This is a genomic window from Pseudomonas sp. NIBRBAC000502773 (assembly GCF_006517195.1).
In the GTDB taxonomy this organism is placed as follows: domain Bacteria; phylum Pseudomonadota; class Gammaproteobacteria; order Pseudomonadales; family Pseudomonadaceae; genus Aquipseudomonas; species Aquipseudomonas marginalis.
Genome location: NZ_CP041189.1, coordinates 4,747,869 through 4,765,215, shown reverse-complemented (window position 1 = coordinate 4,765,215; position 17,347 = coordinate 4,747,869). Strand labels below are relative to the sequence as shown.

Sequence of the window (17,347 nt, the reverse complement as noted above, 5' to 3'; positions counted from 1 at the left end):
CCTGACCGTCAACGGTATTGGAGGAAGACGTTGTCACGACCGAACTGGTCACGCAAAGCTTGAATCAAGCCGTCAGCGGGATCAATTCGCCACGTCTCGCCAAACTGCAACATGGCCTTGGCGTCGTTGCCGGTGTACTCCATGGTCACCGGGCAGGCGCCACGATGGCGCTTGAGCAGGTCACCCAACCAGCGTAGCTGATCGCCCTTGAGGGCTTCGGTCTTCACCTTCAGGCGCAGGCTTTCGGCCAGGTTGGTGCGCGCATCTTCCATGCTCATCACCCGCTTGATCCGCAGGCGCAAGCCGCCGGAGAAGTCATCGTTGCTGACCTCCCCTTCCACCACCACCATGGCGTCGGTCTGCAGCAGCGACTGCGCGGAATGAAAGGCGTCGGCAAACAGCGACGCCTCGATCCGGCCCGAGCGGTCGTCGAGGGTGATAAAGCCCATCTTGTCGCCCTTTTTGTTTTTCATCACCCGCAGGGCGATGATCATGCCGGCGACGGTCTGGGTATCCCGCGCCGGTTTCAGGTCGATGATGCGTTGACGGGCGAAACGACGGATCTCGCCTTCATATTCGTCAATCGGGTGACCGGTGAGGTACAGGCCCAAGGTGTCTTTCTCACCCTTGAGGCGTTCCTTGAGGGTCAGCTCCTTGGCTTTGCGGTGGTTGGCATACACGTCCGCATCTTCTTCGACGAACAACCCGCCAAACAGGTCGGCGTGGCCGCTGTCGTGGGTGCGGGCGGTCTGTTCGGCGGCCTTGATCGCTTCTTCCATGGCGGTGAGCAGCACCGCGCGATTGCGATCGATATTCGCCTGATACGCCTTCGGCTCATCGTGGAAATACGGGCCGAGACGGTCGAGCGCGCCGCTGCGGATGAGGCCATCGAGGGTACGTTTGTTGATGCGCTTGAGGTCGACCCGTGCGCAGAAGTCGAACAGATCCTTGAACGGCCCGTCCTGGCGCGCTTCGGTGATGGCTTCCACCGGGCCTTCGCCCACGCCCTTGATCGCGCCCAGGCCATAGATGATGCGACCTTCATCGTTCACCGTGAACTTGAACTCCGAGGCGTTCACGTCCGGCGCGTCGAGGCGCAGCTTCATGGTGCGCACTTCTTCGATCAAGGTCACGACCTTGTCGGTGTTGTGCATATCCGCCGAGAGTACCGCAGCCATGAACGGCGCCGGGTAGTGGGCTTTCAGCCAGGCGGTCTGGTACGACACCAGGCCGTAGGCGGCGGAGTGGGATTTGTTGAAGCCATAACCGGCGAATTTTTCCACCAGGTCGAAAATGTTACCGGCCAGGTCGGCATCGATATTGTTGGTGGCGCAACCCTCAATGAAACCGCCGCGTTGCTTGGCCATTTCCTCGGGCTTTTTCTTACCCATGGCCCGCCGCAGCATGTCCGCGCCACCGAGGGTGTAGCCGGCCATCACCTGGGCGATCTGCATCACCTGTTCCTGGTACAGGATGATGCCGTAGGTCGGCGCCAATACCGGCTTGAGGCCATCGTACTGGTAGTCGGAGTGCGGGTACGCCAGTTCGGCACGACCGTGCTTACGGTTGATGAAGTCATCCACCATGCCCGATTGCAGCGGGCCAGGACGGAACAGGGCCACCAGTGCGATCAAGTCTTCCAGGCAGTCGGGCTTGAGCTTTTTGATCAGCTCTTTCATACCGCGGGATTCAAGCTGGAACACCGCCGTGGTTTCGGCTTTTTGCAGCAAGGTGTAGGTCGGCTTGTCGTCCAGCGGGATGAAGGCGATATCCAGCGGTTCTTCGTTGACCTTGGCGCGGTCGCGGTTGATGGTCTTGAGTGCCCAATCGATGATCGTCAGGGTGCGCAGGCCGAGGAAGTCGAACTTCACCAGGCCGGCCGCCTCCACATCGTCCTTGTCGAACTGGGTAACCAGGCCGCCGCCCTCTTCATCGCAATAGATCGGCGAAAAGTCGGTGAGCTTGGTCGGCGCGATCACCACACCACCGGCGTGCTTACCGACGTTACGCACCACGCCCTCAAGCTTGCGCGCCATCTCCCAGATTTCGGCGGCTTCTTCATCGACCTTGATGAAGTCGCGCAGGATCTCTTCCTGCTCGTAGGCTTTTTCCAGGGTCATGCCGACTTCGAACGGGATCATCTTCGACAGGCGGTCCGCCAGGCCGTAAGACTTGCCCTGCACCCGCGCTACGTCACGGATAACCGCCTTGGCCGCCATGGAACCGAAGGTGATGATCTGGCTCACGGCGTTGCGGCCGTATTTCTCGGCCACGTATTCGATCACACGGTCGCGACCGTCCATGCAGAAGTCGACGTCGAAGTCGGGCATGGAGACCCGTTCCGGGTTCAGGAACCGTTCGAACAGCAAGTCATATTCCAGCGGATCAAGGTCGGTGATCTTCTGTACATAGGCGACCAGCGAGCCGGCACCCGACCCCCGGCCCGGACCTACCGGCACGCCGTTGCTCTTGGCCCACTGGATAAAGTCCATCACGATCAGGAAGTAACCGGGGAACCCCATCTGGATGATGATATCCAGCTCGAAATTCAGCCGATCGACATAGACCTGGCGCTTGGCCTCGTAATCTTCGGTGGTGTCCCTGGGCAGCAGGACGGAGAGCCGCTCCTCCAGACCATCAAACGACACCTTGCGGAAATACTCGTCGATGGTCATGCCATCGGGAATCGGGAAGTTGGGCAAAAAGTGCTTGCCCAGCTTCACTTCGATATTGCAGCGCTTGGCAATCTCGACGGAGTTTTCCAGGGCCTCGGGCAGGTCGCTGAACAGCTCGGCCATTTCGTCCGCGCTCTTGAGGTACTGCTCTTCGCTGTAGTTCTTGGAACGACGCGGGTCATCCAGGGCCCGGCCTTCACCGATGCACACGCGGGTTTCGTGGGCCTCGAAATCTTCCTTCTTGATAAAGCGCACATCGTTGGTCGCCACCAAGGGTGCGCCCAGCTTGTCGGCCAGGGCTACGGCGGCGTGCAGATGCTCTTCATCGTTGGGACGGTTGGTGCGCTGGACTTCCAGGTAGAAACGGTCGGGGAAGACCTGCATCCACTCCCTCGCCAGCACTTCGGCTTCATGGGGATTACCGCCCAGCAGCGCGATACCGATCTCGCCTTCTTTGGCGGCCGACAGCATGATCAGGCCTTCGCTGGCCTCGGCGACCCATTCGCGCTCGATGATGATCGAGCCGTTGCGCTGGCCGTCGATAAAGCCACGGGAAATCAATTCGGTGAGGTTGCGATAACCCACGCCATTCATCGCCAGCAGGCTGATGCGGCTCAGGGGGTTATCCGGATCTTTGTTGGACAGCCACAGGTCAGCGCCGCAGATCGGCTTGATGCCGGCGCCCATGGCGTTCTTGTAGAACTTGACCAGGGAGCACATGTTGTTCTGATCGGTAACCGCGACCGCAGGCATGTTCATGCCCACCAGGGTCTTGACCAGCGGTTTGATCCGTACAAGGCCGTCGACCAGGGAGTATTCAGTGTGCAGGCGCAGGTGAACGAATGAAGCCGGCATAGTGATCCTGTCCAGAAACTTAGAAACAACAAGGCCCGGGATTGTACCGGGCCTTGGCAAAAACATCAGCCTTGCGACTAAACCTCGCTGAGGTTCTCGCGCAGCTCATAAGCCTGGCGCACCGGGGCAAACGAGCGCCGATGGATCGGCGTTGGGCCGAGACGGGCCAGGGCTTCCAGATGAACGGGCGTCGGATAGCCTTTATGGCCCCCGATGCCGTAGCCGGGGTAAATCAATTCGAAGGCAGCCATTTCACGGTCTCGGCTGACCTTGGCCAGGATCGACGCGGCGGCAATGGCTGGAACCTTGCTATCGCCCTTGACCACCGCTTCAGCCGGCATCGCCAGCTTCGGGCAACGGTTGCCGTCGATCATCGCCAGTTTTGGGGTGATATGCAGGCCTTCAACGGCACGCTGCATGGCCAGCATCGTGGCGTGCAGAATGTTCAATTCGTCGATTTCTTCAACTTCGGCCCGGGCGATATGCCAGCTCAGGGCCTTTTCACAGATTTCGTCGTAGAGTTTTTCACGGCGCGCTTCGGTGAGTTTTTTCGAGTCGTTGAGGCCCAGGATCGGGCGGTTCGGATCCAGGATCACGGCCGCCGTCACCACCGCGCCACACAGCGGGCCGCGCCCCACTTCGTCAACACCGGCCACCAGTTCGTGGGCTTGGGCAACGAGGCTGAAATCCAGGCCTATTTGCGTGCTCATAAAGCTTCCTGTTTTTGGCCGATCAAGGTCAATACGGCGTCGGCCGCCTGGTTCGATGCATCACGGCGCAGGGTGCGGTGGATGTCGTCAAAACCACGGGTCTGTTCTTCGCCGCCGTCGATCAAGGGTAGTAGGGTTTGCGCGAGGGCTTCGGGGGTTGCATCGTCCTGCAATAATTCCGGCACCAACAGGCGCTGGGCCAACAAGTTGGGCAAGGAGATGTAAGGGCTTTTGACCATGCGCTTGAGAATCCAGAACGTCAGCGGCGCCAGGCGATAGGCCACGACCATCGGGCGCTTGTAGAGCAGGGCCTCCAAGGTCGCGGTACCCGAAGCGATCAGCACCGCATCACAGGCCGCCAGGGCCAGGTGCGACTGGCCGTCGAGCAGGGTCAATGGCAGATTGCGACCGACCAGCAGTGTCTCGATTTGTGCACGCCGTTGCGGGCTGGCGCAGGGCAACACGAACCGTACGCCGGGCTTCAAGGCTTGCAGGCGCTCGGCAGCATCGAAAAATACGCTGGCAAGACGGCCCACTTCGCCACCTCGACTGCCCGGCATCAGCGCGACGAGCGGGCCGTCGGGCAGGCCCAGTTCGGCGCGCGCGGCTGCACGATCAGCCTGCAAAGGAATGCTGTCAGCCAGGGTATGCCCGACAAACCTTACCGGCACGCCCTTCTCCTCGTAGAACCTGGCCTCGAACGGCAACAGGGTCAACATCAGGTCGCAGCCTTCGCGGATCTTCAACACACGCTTCTGCCGCCATGCCCACACGGAGGGGCTGACGTAGTGGACGGTCTTGATTCCGGCCTGACGCAACTTGAGTTCGATATTGAGGGTGAAGTCCGGCGCATCGATGCCGATAAACACGTCGGGCTTTTCTTCGATCAGCGTCTGGATCAGCAGCTTGCGACGAGCCAGGAGCTCACGCAGGCGACCCAGCACCTCGACCAGGCCCATGACCGACAGACGCTCCATGGGGAAGTACGACGTGAGGCCTTCGGCCTGCATCAGCGGCCCGCCGACGCCGATAAACTCCACCGCAGGGTGCCGGGCCTTGAGTGCCCGCATCAGACCTGCGCCCAAAATGTCGCCGGAAGCTTCTCCGGCCACCAGCGCGATACGCAGAGTAGCCATGATCAGCGGGTGATGCCGCGGGTCGACGCCTGGATCGAGTCACGGAACACCGCGACTTCCGGAAACAAAGCTGCCGGCTCGGCCAGTTGGATCAACGCCTGGTCCACCGTCAGACCCTGCCGGTAGACCACCTTGTAGGCACGGCGCAGGGCGTGGATCGCCTCTTCGCTGAAACCACGACGGCGCATGCCTTCGAAGTTCATGCTGCGGGCTTCGGCCGGGTTGCCGAACACCGTGACGAACGCCGGAACGTCCTTGCCGATGGCGGTGCCCATGCCGGAAAAGCTGTGGGCGCCGATATGGCAATACTGATGCACCAGGGTAAAGCCGGACAGGATCGCCCAATCGTCAACGTGTACATGGCCAGCCAACGCCGTGTTGTTGACCAGGATGCAGTGGTTGCCGATCACGCTGTCATGACCGATATGGGCATAGGCCATGACCAGGTTGTGATCACCCAGCGTGGTCTCGGCACGATCCTGCACGGTGCCACGGTGAATGGTCACGCCTTCACGGATGATATTGTGATCACCGATTACCAGGCGGGTTTCTTCACCCTTGTACTTCATGTCCGGGGTGTCTTCGCCTACCGAGGAAAACTGGTAGATGCGGTTGTGTTTGCCAATGCGGGTCGGACCCTTGAGGATCACGTGCGGCCCGATGACAGTCCCCTCGCCGATTTCCACACCTGCGCCGATGATCGACCAGGGGCCGACCTCAACGTCGGCGGCCAGTACGGCCGACGGATCGATGATTGCGCGAGGGTCAATCAAACTCATAGTTTGCGTTCCGCACAGATGATCTCGGCAGAGCACACCGGCTTACCATCTACCGAGGCCTGGCATTCGAACTTCCAGATCTGGCGCTTGCAGCTGATGAACTTGGCTTCCAGGATCAACTGGTCACCCGGGGTAACCGGGTTGCGAAAGCGCAACTTGTCGGAGCCCACGAAATAGTAAAGCGTGCCGTCGGCAGGCTTGAGGTCGAGCATTTTGAAACCAAGGATACCGGCAGCCTGGGCCATTGCTTCGATGATCAATACGCCCGGCATGATGGGATGCGCGGGAAAGTGACCGTTGAAGAACGGTTCGTTGATGCTGACATTCTTGTAGGCACGAATGCGCTTTTCCTCAACATTGAGGTCCACTACACGGTCCACCAGCAGGAACGGGTAACGGTGGGGCAGGTATTCGCGAATCTCGTTGATGTCCATCATTTCGGGGGGAAGCCTGTAATAAAGATTGGGGGCGGGCGACTAAACGCACGCCCCGCTAGCAAATCAAGGAGGCAGTCTAGCGGCTGTGCACACTTGATATGGAAATGGTATCAGCCTTCTGATGAAGCATTACCGCCAGGGGTCACGTCCCCAACACGCTTTTCCAGCTGTTTGAGACGTCGAGCCATGTCGTCGAGCTGCCTCAAACGTGCTGCGCTCTTGCGCCATTCAGCTGCGGGCTGCATGGCGGTACCAGATGAGTAGGCCCCCGGTTCGGTAATCGAGTGGGTGACCATGGTCATGCCGGTGATGAAAACGTTGTCGCAAATATCGATATGCCCCACCAGCCCTACGCCACCGGCGAGCATGCAATGCTTGCCGATCCGGGTGCTGCCGGAAATGCCTACACAGGCGGCCATGGCGGTGTGATCGCCAATCTGCACGTTGTGGGCGATCTGGATCTGGTTGTCGAGCTTCACGCCGTTACCGATCACGGTATCGGCCAAGGCCCCGCGATCGACCGCCGTGTTGACACCGATTTCCACGTCGTCGCCGATCAATACGCCGCCGACCTGGGCAATCTTGTGCCAGACGCCTTTCGAGTTGGCAAAGCCAAAGCCTTCACCGCCAATCACGGCGCCCGACTGAATGACCACACGTTCACCGATACGCACGTCGTGGTACAGGGTCACGCGAGGTGCCAGCCAACCGTCGGCGCCGATTACACAGCGAGCGCCGATAAAGCAATGCGCACCGACCGTTACACCGGCCGCGATGCGTGCACCGCTCTCGATCACCGCAAACGCACCGATGCTGGCCGCAGGGTCAACCTGGGCATCATCGGCGATAACCGCAGACGGATGAACACCACCTGCTGCCTTGGGCTTCGGGTCGAACAGATGAGACGCCTTTGCGTACGACAGGTAGGGGTCAGCCACTACCAGGGCATCCCCGGCGTAACCCTCGGCGTCAGCGGCCTTCAGCAACACGGCTGCGGCCTGGCAGTCGACCAGGTATTTACGGTATTGGGGGTTTGCGAGGAAGCTCAACTGAGCTGGGCCAGCCTCCTGCAAGGTGGCTAGCCCAGTGATTTCCTTCTCCGGGGAACCACGCAAGGTGGCTCCCAGGAACTCGGCCAACTCGCCGAGCTTGATAGTCGCGGTCATGGCTTACTTCAGCTGGTTCATGCGCTCGATCACCTGACGGGTGATGTCGTATTGAGGCTTGACGTCAATCACTGCGCCACGCTCGAACACCAGGTCAAAGGCACCTTTCTTGATGACTTCTTCCACGGCGCTGTCGAGTTTAGGCTTCAGCTGTTTCAGCATTTCACGGTCGGCAACAGCCTTGGCTTCGTTCAGCTCCTTGGACTGGAACTGGTAGTCACGGGCCTTTTGCTTGAACTCAAGCTCCAGACGCTCGCGCTCGCCTTGCTGCATCTTGTCGCCACCCGCTACCAGACGGTCCTGGATACCCTTGGCGCTGCTTTCCAACGTCTTGAGCTTGGTCAGTTGCGGACCGAATTTTTTCTCGGCATCCACGGCGTATTTCTTGGCCGCATCGGATTCCAGCAGGGCCATCTGATAGTTCAGGACGGCGATTTTCATTTCGGCGAAGGCCGGGGTGGCTACCAGCACGGTGGCCAGCAGTACCAATTGAGTCAACTTACGCACGATGTACTCCTACAGAATCCGTTGTCGTTATCTTGGGTCAGACGCTTAGAACGTCTGGCCGAGGGAGAATTGGAAAATCTGGGTTTCAGCGTTATCCGGTTTCTTGATCGGCATGGCCAGAGCAAAGCTCAACGGGCCAAGCGCAGTCACCCAGGTCACACCGACACCCACCGAGCTCGCCAGGTTGCTAAGGCTCACGTCGTTGCACTCAGTCTTGGACTTCACGCCACTTGGGTTAGTGATCTGTTCGCACTTGGAGTCGAATACGTTACCCACATCCCAGAAGACCGAAGTACGCAGGGACCGCTGATCCTTGACGAACGGCAGCGGGAACAGGATTTCCGCACCACCCTGGATCAACACGTTACCACCGAATGGCAGCGGGTCGTTGTCGGAGTCAGCGACGGTGCCCTGGTTACCGGTCACACCAACGCCACGGCTCGGTGTACCACGTGGACCCAGGGTGCTGTCCTTGAAGCCCCGCACGGAGTTGAAGCCACCCGCGTAGTAGTTCTCGTAGAACGGCAGCCCATTGGTGGAACCATAACCGTCGCCATAGCCCAGCTCGGTGTGCAGGCGCATGGTGTAGTTATCGCTCAACGGCTGGAACAACTGGCCACGGTAGTCGAGCTTGAAGAACGACAGGTCGCTGCCCGGCGTCGTTGCTTCCAGCGTCAGGCTCTGGGAATGGCCACGGGTGGCAAGCACGCCTTTGTTCAGGGTCGACTCGGACCAGCCGGCGGACGCCTTGAAGTTCAGGAACTTGTCGCCTTCCTTGCGAGTGAAGTCGAAGATCTCGTCCACGGTGTACACACCGGTCTTGATCTCATCCTGTTGCGCAGTCAGGCCGAAGGTCAGGCGCGAAGTCTCGCTGATCGGGTAACCGATGTTGGCGCCTACGCCCAGGCTGTCGATTGCATAGCTGGCTACGTCGACGTCGAGGTCTTTGTAGTCGGTGGTGCGATAGAAGGCGTTGTAGCCCAGGCTGACACCGTCCGCGGTCCAGTAGGGGTCGACATAACCGAAGTTATAACGGCTCTGGTATTCGCTTCGGGTCAGGCCGATGGACACCTTGTTACCGGTACCCAGGAAGTTGTTCTGGGTGATGGAACCACCGAGGATCAGGCCGGCACTCTGTGCGAAACCGACACTGGCGGTGATCGAACCCGACGCTTGCTCTTCCACGGCGTAGTTCACGTCAACCTGGTCATCCACACCCGGTACGGCTGGCGTTTCGACGTTCACTTCCTTGAAGAAACCCAGGCGCTCAAGACGGGTCTTGGACTGGTCGATCAGGTAAGTTGATGCCCAGCCACCTTCCATCTGGCGCATTTCGCGGCGCAGCACTTCGTCCGCGGACTTGGTGTTGCCACGGAAGTTGATGCGGTTCACGTAGGCACGCTTGCCTGGATCGACGACAAAGGTGATGTCCACGGTGTGGTCTTCATCGTGGGGGGTAGGCACGCCGTTGACGTTGGCGAAGGTATAGCCTTCGTTACCCAGGCGACGGGTGATCAGTTCGGACGTGGTGGTCATCAGCTTGCGCGAGAACACCTGGTCTTTCTGCACCAGCAACAGGGCCTTGACCTGGTCTTCAGGCACTTTCAAGTCGCCGCTGAGCTTCACGTCACGAACCTTGTACTTCTCGCCTTCGTTGACGTTGACAGTGATGTAGACGTGTTTCTTGTCCGGGGTGATAGACACCTGGGTCGAAGCGATATCCATGTTGATATAGCCACGGTCCAGGTAGTAGGAACGCAGGCGTTCCAGGTCACCGGAGAGTTTTTCGCGGGCGTACTTGTCATCGTTCTTGAAGAACGACAACCAGTTGGTGGTCTTGAGCTCGAACAGGTCGATCAGGTCTTCATCAGCAAACTTGGTGTTGCCCACCACGTTGATGTGCTGAATGGCCGCCACGGTACCTTCGTTGATGTTGACCTTGAGGCCGACACGGTTACGAGGCTGCGGCACGACTTCCGTTTCCACGGTCGCGGAGTAGCGACCCTGGGCAACGTACTGGCGCTGCAGTTCGTTACGCACACCCTCAAGGGTGGCGCGCTGGAAGATCTCGCCCTCGGCCAGGCCGGATTGCTTCAGGCCTTTCATCAGGTCTTCAGTGGAGATCGCCTTGTTGCCTTCGATCTCGATACTGGCGACGGAAGGTCGCTCGACGACGGTGATAACCAGGACATTACCTTCGCGACCCAGTTGGATGTCTTGAAAGAACCCGGTTTTGAACAGCGCACGAGTGGATTCCACCAGGCGACGGTCATCAGCCTGTTCCCCGACGTTCAACGGCAAGGCACCAAAGACGCTACCAGCGGAAACCCGCTGGAGGCCGTTGACGCGAATATCGGAGATGGTGAAGGACTCGGCGTGAACTTCGGCGATCATCAATACGGTGAGAACCGCAGTTAGCAGCAGACGTTTCATGAAGTCCTTTCTTATTCCAACTGGCAATAAACAAACTGCCGCAAAATGCGGCAGATTCGCAATTCAGCGAAGCGTTACAGTCGACCCAGATCGTTGACCAAGGCTAATAACATCACCCCGACCACCAAGCTGATACCGATCTGTATCCCCCAACCCTGCACCCGATCCGACAAGGGGCGACCACGCACCCACTCGACCAGATAAAACAACAGATGCCCCCCATCCAATACCGGAATGGGCAGCAAATTCAGAACACCCAGGCTGATACTCAGATAAGCCAGGAAATTCAGGAAATCCGCGACACCCGACTGGGCAGAAGCGCCCGCCACTTTAGCAATGGTTATCGGTCCACTCAAGTTTTTTACCGAGAGCTCGCCGAACAACATTTTCTTGAGGGATTCGAGGGTCAGCACACTCATGGTCCAGGTGCGTTTTGCACCCTCGCCAATGGCCGCCAGCGGCCCGAAACTGACCTCACGCACCATCGAGGGCGGCCACTCCGGACTCTTGACGCCTGCACCCAGGTAACCCCCGGCTGCCTTGGCTTCCCCACGTACCGCCAGGGTCACGGGGACGTCGATTTGAGCACCGTCACGCTCAATTTTCAGCACAATCCTTGTATCAGGGCGTACGCGCACCAGGTCGACTACCTGCTGCCACTCACTCAACGCCTGGCCATCGAGGGCCAGCAAGCGATCGCCGGTTTTCAGACCCGCGGCCTGGGCCGGCCCCTTCGGATCCAGCTCGGCAAGCACTGGCGGCAGCGCAGGACGCCATGGACGGATGCCCAGGGACTTGATCGGATCAGGCTCGTCAGCGCCCTTGAGCCAATGGTCCAAGGCCAACGTGCGCGGGGTCTCGGCACTGGAATCCTGCTCACGCACCACGACGTTGACGGTGCCGCTTTCACCCAAACGACGGACCAGTTGCAAATTGACCGCGCCCCAACCCGTCGTCGGCTCACCATCAATGGAAACAATTTCCTGCCCTGCGACCAGACCTGCCTTGGCGGCGATACTGTCCGCCTCGACCGCGCCGATGACAGGACGCACCTGCTCGCTGCCGAGCATGGCCAGGACCCAGAAAAACAGCATCGCCAGGAGGAAGTTGGCGATCGGACCGGCCGCAACAATGGCGATACGCTGACGAACGGTCTTGCGATTGAAGGATTGGTCCAACTGATCAGCCGGCACTTCGCCTTCACGCTCATCGAGCATCTTGACGTAGCCACCCAACGGGATAGCCGCGATCACGAACTCGGTGCCGTGCCGGTCGTGCCAGCGAACCAGCGGCATGCCGAAACCGACGGAAAAGCGCAGTACCTTGACGCCGCAACGACGTGCCACCCAGAAGTGGCCGAATTCGTGGAAGGTAACCAGCACACCCAGAGCAACCAGGGTGCCGACAATCATGTAAAGCGCACTCATCTAATTTCTCCGCATTCCAATCCAGTGCCCCAAGGCTCAATCGCGCCCACAAGACTAACGCGCGTTGCGGTCCAACCATTGTTCGGCCAAGGCGCGCGCCTTGGTGTCCGCCTCGAATACCGCGCCGAGGTCGTTGACTGCCACCACGGGCTCAAGACTCAGGACGTCCTCGATGATACTCGCGATCTGCGGAAAGCGGATGCGCCGTTCGAGAAACGCCGCCACGGCCACTTCATTCGCCGCATTGAGCATCGCCGGCGCGCTGTTACCCGCCTCCGCCGCCTCACGTGCCAGACGCAGGCACGGAAAACGTTGCTCGTCCGGCGCCTCGAAGTCCAAGCGGGCAATGGCAAACAGGTCCAGTGGCGCCACGCCGGAATCGATTCGCTCCGGCCAGGCCAGGGCATTGGCGATCGGGGTGCGCATATCCGGATTGCCCAATTGGGCCAATACCGAGCCATCCACGTAGTCGACCAGTGAATGAATCACACTTTGCGGGTGAATCACCACCTCGACCTGCTCCGGTCGCGCATCGAACAACCAGCACGCCTCGATCAACTCCAGGCCTTTATTCATCATGCTTGCCGAGTCGACGGAGATCTTGCGCCCCATCGACCAGTTAGGATGAGCGCACGCCTGGTCCGGAGACACCTGCTCTAACTCCGCCAAAGGAGTTTGCCGGAAAGGACCACCCGACGCGGTCAGCAGAATCCGACGCACACCCACCTGGCCCAGGCCACGAGCAAAGTCGCCGGGCATGCATTGGAAGATCGCATTGTGTTCACTGTCGAGGGGCAGCAGTACGGCGCCGCTCTTGCGCACCGCCTGCATGAAGAGCGCGCCGGACATCACCAGCGCTTCTTTGTTGGCCAGCAGGATTTTCTTGCCCGCATCCACGGCAGCCAAGGTCGGACGCAAGCCGGCGGCACCGACGATAGCGGCCACCACCGTATCCACCTCGGCATCGGCCGAGACCTGGCACAACCCCTCCTCCCCCACCAGTACCTGAGTGGCCAGCCCGGCAGCCCGCAGATCATCCTGCAGGCTCCGTGCCGCCGAACGCCCAGGTACCACGGCAAAGCGCGGCACGTGGCGCACGCACAGTGCCAGCAGTTCGCTGAGGCGGGTGAACCCGGTCAAGGCAAACACTTGATAGCGGTCAGGATGACGAGCGATCACATCCAGGGTGCTCAACCCTACCGAGCCGGTTGCACCCAGCACGGTCACTTGTTGCAGGCGGCTCACGAAGCGGTCATCCACAACAGTACGGCAAAGATCGGGATGGCAGCGGTAAGACTATCGATACGATCCAGCACCCCGCCATGACCCGGCAGCAGGTTGCTGCTGTCCTTGATCCCGGCCTGGCGCTTGAACATGCTTTCGGTGAGATCACCGACCACCGAGATAAATACGACAATGGCCGTGCCCAGCAGGGCCAGGACAATCTCCTTCACCGACCAGTCGCGCACCAGCCCCACCACCAGGGTGATCGCCAGCGTCAACGCAAGGCCGCCATACACGCCTTCCCAACTCTTGCCCGGACTGACTGCCGGCGCCAGCTTGCGCTTGCCGAATGCCCGGCCAGAGAAATAGGCGCCGATGTCTGCGCCCCAGACCAGCACCATCACCGCCATGATCAGCCAGTTACCCATCGGCGAATTCTTGATTTCCACCAACCCTTGCCAGGCGGGCAACAGAATCAGCAAGCCAATCACCAGCTTGCTGGCGACACTGGACCACTGGCCACTGCTGCGCGGAAAAGTCAGCACCAGGTAGGTCGCAAGCGCCCACCACAGCACCGCCGCCCCCAACACCCAAGGCACGATGATGCTCGACAGGGTGTGCATCAGAAACAGCAGCACCGCCACCACAAGGGCATACACCACACGCGGCAACTGTGCGTTGAAACCTGCCAATCGCGCCCATTCCCAGGCACCCAGGGTTACCACCAGGCCGATAAACAGCGCAAAGCCGGAGCCATCCAGCAGGAAAAACCCGCACAAGGCAATCGGCAACAGTATCAGCGCGGTGATGATTCGTTGTTTAAGCATTTAAACCCGGGCCCCAGCTTCGATCTGCTCACTCGTTTTACCGAAGCGACGCTGACGGGAAGCGAAATCGGCCAGCGCAGTGCGCATGGCATCGTGTTTGAAGTCCGGCCAGAACAGGTCGGAGAAGTACAACTCGGTATAGGCCAATTGCCATAAGAGGAAATTGCTGATGCGATGCTCACCACCGGTACGGATACACAAGTCAGGTAACGGCAGGTCGCCGGTCACCAGGCAGGTCTGTAACAGTTCAGGCGTGATGTCGTCCGGCCGCAGGTGACCGGCCTGCACTTCGCGGGCCAGTCGCTGCGCAGCCTGGGCAATGTCCCACTGGCCACCGTAGTTGGCCGCGATTTGCAGCACAAAGCGGTCAGTACCGGCAGTGATCGCCTCGGCTTCACGCATGGCCGCCTGCAGTTCCGGGTGGAAGCGCGAGCGGTCGCCGATGATGCGCAGGCTGATGTTGTTGTCATTCAGGCGCTTGGCCTCGCGACGCAGGGCCTTGAAGAACAGATCCATCAAGGCACTGACTTCTTCGGCGGGCCGCTGCCAGTTTTCACTGGAGAACGCGAACAGGGTCAATACCTCGACCTTGGCCTCGGCACACACCTCAATCACGGCCCGCACCGCATCGACACCCGCCTTATGCCCGGCGACACCCGGCATAAAGCGTTTCTTCGCCCAGCGATTATTCCCATCCATGATGATCGCGACATGGCGCGGCACCACGGAGGGCACAGTCTGCTTGGTCTTTTCCATGAAGGCGTCCTGACCCCTTATACGGCCATCAGGTCCTTTTCTTTTTCGTCGGTTGCCTGGGTGATCTTCGCCTCGGCCTCCTTGGTCAGCTTGTCGATATCGGCGACGGCACGACGCTCTTCGTCTTCGCTGATTTCCTTGTCCTTGACCAGCTTCTTCAGCTCGCCCAAGGCATCACGACGAATGTTACGCACTGCAACACGTGCATCTTCAGCCGCGCTGCGGGCCTGCTTGGTGAAACCCTTGCGGGTTTCTTCAGTCAGGGCCGGCATGGAGATCAGCAGCAACTCACCCAGGTTGGTGGGATTGAGGTTCAGGCCAGCGCTCTGGATGGCCTTGTCGACTGCCGCGAGCATGTTGCGCTCGAAGGCCACGACTTGCAGGGTGCGCGAATCCTTTACGGTAACGTTGGCCACGCCGCTCAGCGGGGTATCAGTGCCATAGTAGGGCACCATCACGCTGCCCAGGATGCTCGGGTGCGCCTTGCCGGTACGAATCTGGCCGAATGCGTGGCTCAGAGACTCCAGGGATTTCTGCATACGCGCTTGGGCGTCTTTCTTGATTTCGTTGATCATTGTTGGCCTTCCTCGATCAGAGTCCCTTCCGCGCCGCCGTGTACGATATTCAGCAGGGCACCGGGTTTGTTCATGTTAAATACGCGCAGCGGCATCTTATGGTCGCGGCACAGGCAAATAGCCGTCAGGTCCATCACGCCCAGCTTGCGATCCAGCACTTCATCGTAGGTCAGATGATCGAACTTCTCGGCATGCGGGTCTTTGAATGGGTCTGCGGTGTACACGCCATCTACCTTGGTCGCCTTGAGCACCACGTCGGCATCGATCTCGATGGCGCGCAGGCAAGCAGCCGAGTCCGTGGTGAAGAACGGGTTGCCGGTACCGGCAGCGAAGATCACCACCTCTTTGGCGTTCAGGTGGCGCATGGCTTTGCGACGATCATAGTGATCGGTCACACCCACCATGGAAATAGCCGACATCACGATAGCCGAGATATTGGCACGCTCCAGGGCGTCACGCATGGCCAGGGCGTTCATCACAGTGGCCAGCATGCCCATGTGGTCGCCGGTGACCCGATCCATGCCGGCCGCACTCAGTGCCGCGCCGCGGAACAGGTTACCGCCACCGATCACCAGGCCGACCTGCACGCCGATGCCGACCAACTGGCCGACTTCCAGCGCCATGCGGTCGAGTACCTTGGGGTCGATCCCGAACTCTTCCGAGCCCATCAGGGCCTCGCCGCTAAGCTTGAGTAGAATGCGTTTATAGCGAGCCTGATAACCACTGCCCTGCTGAGCCATTGCGAATCTCTCCTGCGGCGTATTTTTAAAAAATTCTTGGCGAGCCGTTTACGGCTTGCGTTCACTCTAGCTGGACGCTCTCACAGCGCCATCGGAACACGGCTTTGTAAGCCAGTTCCGAGGGTAAGCCAAATTAAATCGGCCTGCCCATTTGAAAAGAGGCTGCGCGCGTGAGCGGGCAGCCTCTTTCGGGCGACAGTTGAAAACTGTCTTATTGCTTGGCGGCAGCCAACTGGGCAGCAACTTCTTCAGCGAAGTTGTCGACCGGCTTCTCGATGCCTTCGCCTACTTTGAAGTAAGTGAAGGAAACGATTTCAGCACCGGCTTTCTTGGCCAGTTCGCCAACCTTGATTTCAGGGTTCTTGACGAACGCCTGCTCAACCAGGCTTGCCTCAGCCAGGAACTTGCTGATACGGCCCTTGACCATGTTCTCAACAATGTTTTCTGGCTTGCCTTTGATTTTTTCTTCGTTCAGCTGCAGGAACACAGCTTTTTCACGCTCGATCGCTTCGGCAGAAACTTCCGAAGGCAGCAGGAACTCAGGGTTGCTGGCCGCTACGTGCATAGCGATGTCTTTGGCCAGCTCAACGTTGCCGCCCTTCAGGACCACTGCAACGCCGATCTTGTTGCCGTGCAGGTAACCACCGACAACATCACCTTCAACGCGCACCAGGCGACGGATGTTGACGTTTTCGCCAACCTTGCCGACCAGTACCAGGCGATCAGCTTCTTGAGCGGCGATCAGCGGAGCGACGTCAGTCAGCTTGTCGGCGAACGCTTTTTCAACGCTGGCAGCAACAAATGCCTTGAAGTCGTCCTGCAGGGCCAGGAAGTCGGTCTGGGAGTTCACTTCCAGCAGAACAGCAGATTTGCCGTCTTCTTTCAGAGCGATAGCGCCTTCAGCAGCCACGTTGCCTGCTTTCTTGGCAGCCTTGATGGCGCCGGAAGCACGCATGTCATCAATGGCTTTTTCGATGTCGCCGTCAGCCTTTTCCAGGGCTTTCTTGCAATCCATCATGCCTTCGCCGGTACGCTCACGCAGTTCTTTAACCAACGCTGCAGTAATTGCTGCCATTTTCAAATTCCTCTTGGATAGGTTT

Annotated in this window: 15 protein-coding genes; all 15 read right to left on the bottom strand. The window is 59.5% G+C overall.

Annotation, left to right across the window (positions count from 1 at the left end; translation table 11 throughout):
• Positions 1 to 8: 8 nt before the first annotated feature.
• Entirely contained in the window at positions 9 to 3,530 is a 3,522-nt protein-coding gene (gene dnaE / locus NIBR502773_RS21955) for a DNA polymerase III subunit alpha (protein ID WP_115485764.1), read from the bottom strand.
• 77 nt (positions 3,531 to 3,607) lie between these two features.
• The gene (gene rnhB, locus NIBR502773_RS21950) at positions 3,608 to 4,240 is read right to left on the bottom strand and encodes a ribonuclease HII (protein ID WP_065938777.1); all 633 of its coding nucleotides are present in this window, start codon (positions 4,238 to 4,240) and stop codon (positions 3,608 to 3,610) included.
• A complete protein-coding gene (gene lpxB / locus NIBR502773_RS21945) occupies positions 4,237 to 5,376 on the bottom strand; it encodes a lipid-A-disaccharide synthase (RefSeq protein WP_065938776.1) in 1,140 nt (379 codons plus the stop codon). The genes rnhB and lpxB overlap by 4 nt, the downstream gene beginning before the upstream one ends.
• A gap of 2 nt (positions 5,377 to 5,378) precedes the next feature.
• Positions 5,379 to 6,155 carry an acyl-ACP--UDP-N-acetylglucosamine O-acyltransferase gene (gene lpxA, locus NIBR502773_RS21940; RefSeq protein WP_027604472.1) on the bottom strand — a complete coding sequence of 259 codons (777 nt, stop codon included), beginning with the start codon at positions 6,153 to 6,155 and terminating at the stop codon, positions 5,379 to 5,381.
• Positions 6,152 to 6,592, bottom strand: a complete 441-nt coding sequence (gene fabZ, locus NIBR502773_RS21935) for a 3-hydroxyacyl-ACP dehydratase FabZ (RefSeq protein ID WP_003172281.1) — start codon at positions 6,590 to 6,592, stop codon at positions 6,152 to 6,154. The genes lpxA and fabZ overlap by 4 nt, the downstream gene beginning before the upstream one ends.
• A 110-nt stretch (positions 6,593 to 6,702) precedes the next feature.
• Positions 6,703 to 7,758, bottom strand: coding sequence for a UDP-3-O-(3-hydroxymyristoyl)glucosamine N-acyltransferase (gene lpxD / locus NIBR502773_RS21930; RefSeq protein WP_141156922.1), 1,056 nt, complete (start codon positions 7,756 to 7,758; stop codon positions 6,703 to 6,705).
• A gap of 3 nt (positions 7,759 to 7,761) precedes the next feature.
• Positions 7,762 to 8,265 carry an OmpH family outer membrane protein gene (locus NIBR502773_RS21925; RefSeq protein ID WP_003219314.1) on the bottom strand — a complete coding sequence of 168 codons (504 nt, stop codon included), beginning with the start codon at positions 8,263 to 8,265 and terminating at the stop codon, positions 7,762 to 7,764.
• A gap of 45 nt (positions 8,266 to 8,310) precedes the next feature.
• Positions 8,311 to 10,698, bottom strand: coding sequence for an outer membrane protein assembly factor BamA (gene bamA / locus NIBR502773_RS21920; protein WP_115485762.1), 2,388 nt, complete (start codon positions 10,696 to 10,698; stop codon positions 8,311 to 8,313).
• A gap of 74 nt (positions 10,699 to 10,772) precedes the next feature.
• Entirely contained in the window at positions 10,773 to 12,125 is a 1,353-nt protein-coding gene (gene rseP, locus NIBR502773_RS21915; protein WP_108573951.1) for a sigma E protease regulator RseP, read from the bottom strand.
• Positions 12,126 to 12,179: 54 nt separating this feature from the next.
• Positions 12,180 to 13,370, bottom strand: coding sequence for a 1-deoxy-D-xylulose-5-phosphate reductoisomerase (ispC, locus tag NIBR502773_RS21910; RefSeq protein WP_141156921.1), 1,191 nt, complete (start codon positions 13,368 to 13,370; stop codon positions 12,180 to 12,182).
• Entirely contained in the window at positions 13,367 to 14,176 is an 810-nt protein-coding gene (locus NIBR502773_RS21905; RefSeq protein WP_141156920.1) for a phosphatidate cytidylyltransferase, read from the bottom strand. The genes ispC and NIBR502773_RS21905 overlap by 4 nt, the downstream gene beginning before the upstream one ends.
• The gene (uppS, locus tag NIBR502773_RS21900) at positions 14,177 to 14,932 is read right to left on the bottom strand and encodes a polyprenyl diphosphate synthase (RefSeq protein WP_027604478.1); all 756 of its coding nucleotides are present in this window, start codon (positions 14,930 to 14,932) and stop codon (positions 14,177 to 14,179) included. It abuts the gene before it with no gap.
• Positions 14,933 to 14,949: 17 nt separating this feature from the next.
• Positions 14,950 to 15,507 carry a ribosome recycling factor gene (frr, locus tag NIBR502773_RS21895; protein WP_027604479.1) on the bottom strand — a complete coding sequence of 186 codons (558 nt, stop codon included), beginning with the start codon at positions 15,505 to 15,507 and terminating at the stop codon, positions 14,950 to 14,952.
• The gene (pyrH, locus tag NIBR502773_RS21890; RefSeq protein ID WP_003172271.1) at positions 15,504 to 16,247 is read right to left on the bottom strand and encodes a UMP kinase; all 744 of its coding nucleotides are present in this window, start codon (positions 16,245 to 16,247) and stop codon (positions 15,504 to 15,506) included. The genes frr and pyrH overlap by 4 nt, the downstream gene beginning before the upstream one ends.
• Before the next feature lie 211 nt (positions 16,248 to 16,458).
• The gene (tsf, locus tag NIBR502773_RS21885; RefSeq protein ID WP_027604480.1) at positions 16,459 to 17,322 is read right to left on the bottom strand and encodes a translation elongation factor Ts; all 864 of its coding nucleotides are present in this window, start codon (positions 17,320 to 17,322) and stop codon (positions 16,459 to 16,461) included.
• Between the last annotated feature and the right edge of the window lie 25 nt (positions 17,323 to 17,347).

Bases quoted from the DNA above. Each gene is read 5' to 3' on its own strand.
- bamA (WP_115485762.1), bottom strand. From the start codon at position 10,698: ATGAAACGTCTGCTGCTAACTGCGGTTCTCACCGTATTGATGATCGCC.
- NIBR502773_RS21905 (WP_141156920.1), bottom strand. From the start codon at position 14,176: ATGCTTAAACAACGAATCATCACCGCGCTGATACTGTTGCCGATTGCC.
- rseP (WP_108573951.1), bottom strand. From the start codon at position 12,125: ATGAGTGCGCTTTACATGATTGTCGGCACCCTGGTTGCTCTGGGTGTG.
- lpxB (WP_065938776.1), bottom strand. From the start codon at position 5,376: ATGGCTACTCTGCGTATCGCGCTGGTGGCCGGAGAAGCTTCCGGCGAC.
- pyrH (WP_003172271.1), bottom strand. From the start codon at position 16,247: ATGGCTCAGCAGGGCAGTGGTTATCAGGCTCGCTATAAACGCATTCTA.
- lpxA (WP_027604472.1), bottom strand. From the start codon at position 6,155: ATGAGTTTGATTGACCCTCGCGCAATCATCGATCCGTCGGCCGTACTG.
- uppS (WP_027604478.1), bottom strand. From the start codon at position 14,932: ATGGAAAAGACCAAGCAGACTGTGCCCTCCGTGGTGCCGCGCCATGTC.
- frr (WP_027604479.1), bottom strand. From the start codon at position 15,507: ATGATCAACGAAATCAAGAAAGACGCCCAAGCGCGTATGCAGAAATCC.
- dnaE (WP_115485764.1), bottom strand. From the start codon at position 3,530: ATGCCGGCTTCATTCGTTCACCTGCGCCTGCACACTGAATACTCCCTG.
- rnhB (WP_065938777.1), bottom strand. From the start codon at position 4,240: ATGAGCACGCAAATAGGCCTGGATTTCAGCCTCGTTGCCCAAGCCCAC.
- lpxD (WP_141156922.1), bottom strand. From the start codon at position 7,758: ATGACCGCGACTATCAAGCTCGGCGAGTTGGCCGAGTTCCTGGGAGCC.
- tsf (WP_027604480.1), bottom strand. From the start codon at position 17,322: ATGGCAGCAATTACTGCAGCGTTGGTTAAAGAACTGCGTGAGCGTACC.
- fabZ (WP_003172281.1), bottom strand. From the start codon at position 6,592: ATGATGGACATCAACGAGATTCGCGAATACCTGCCCCACCGTTACCCG.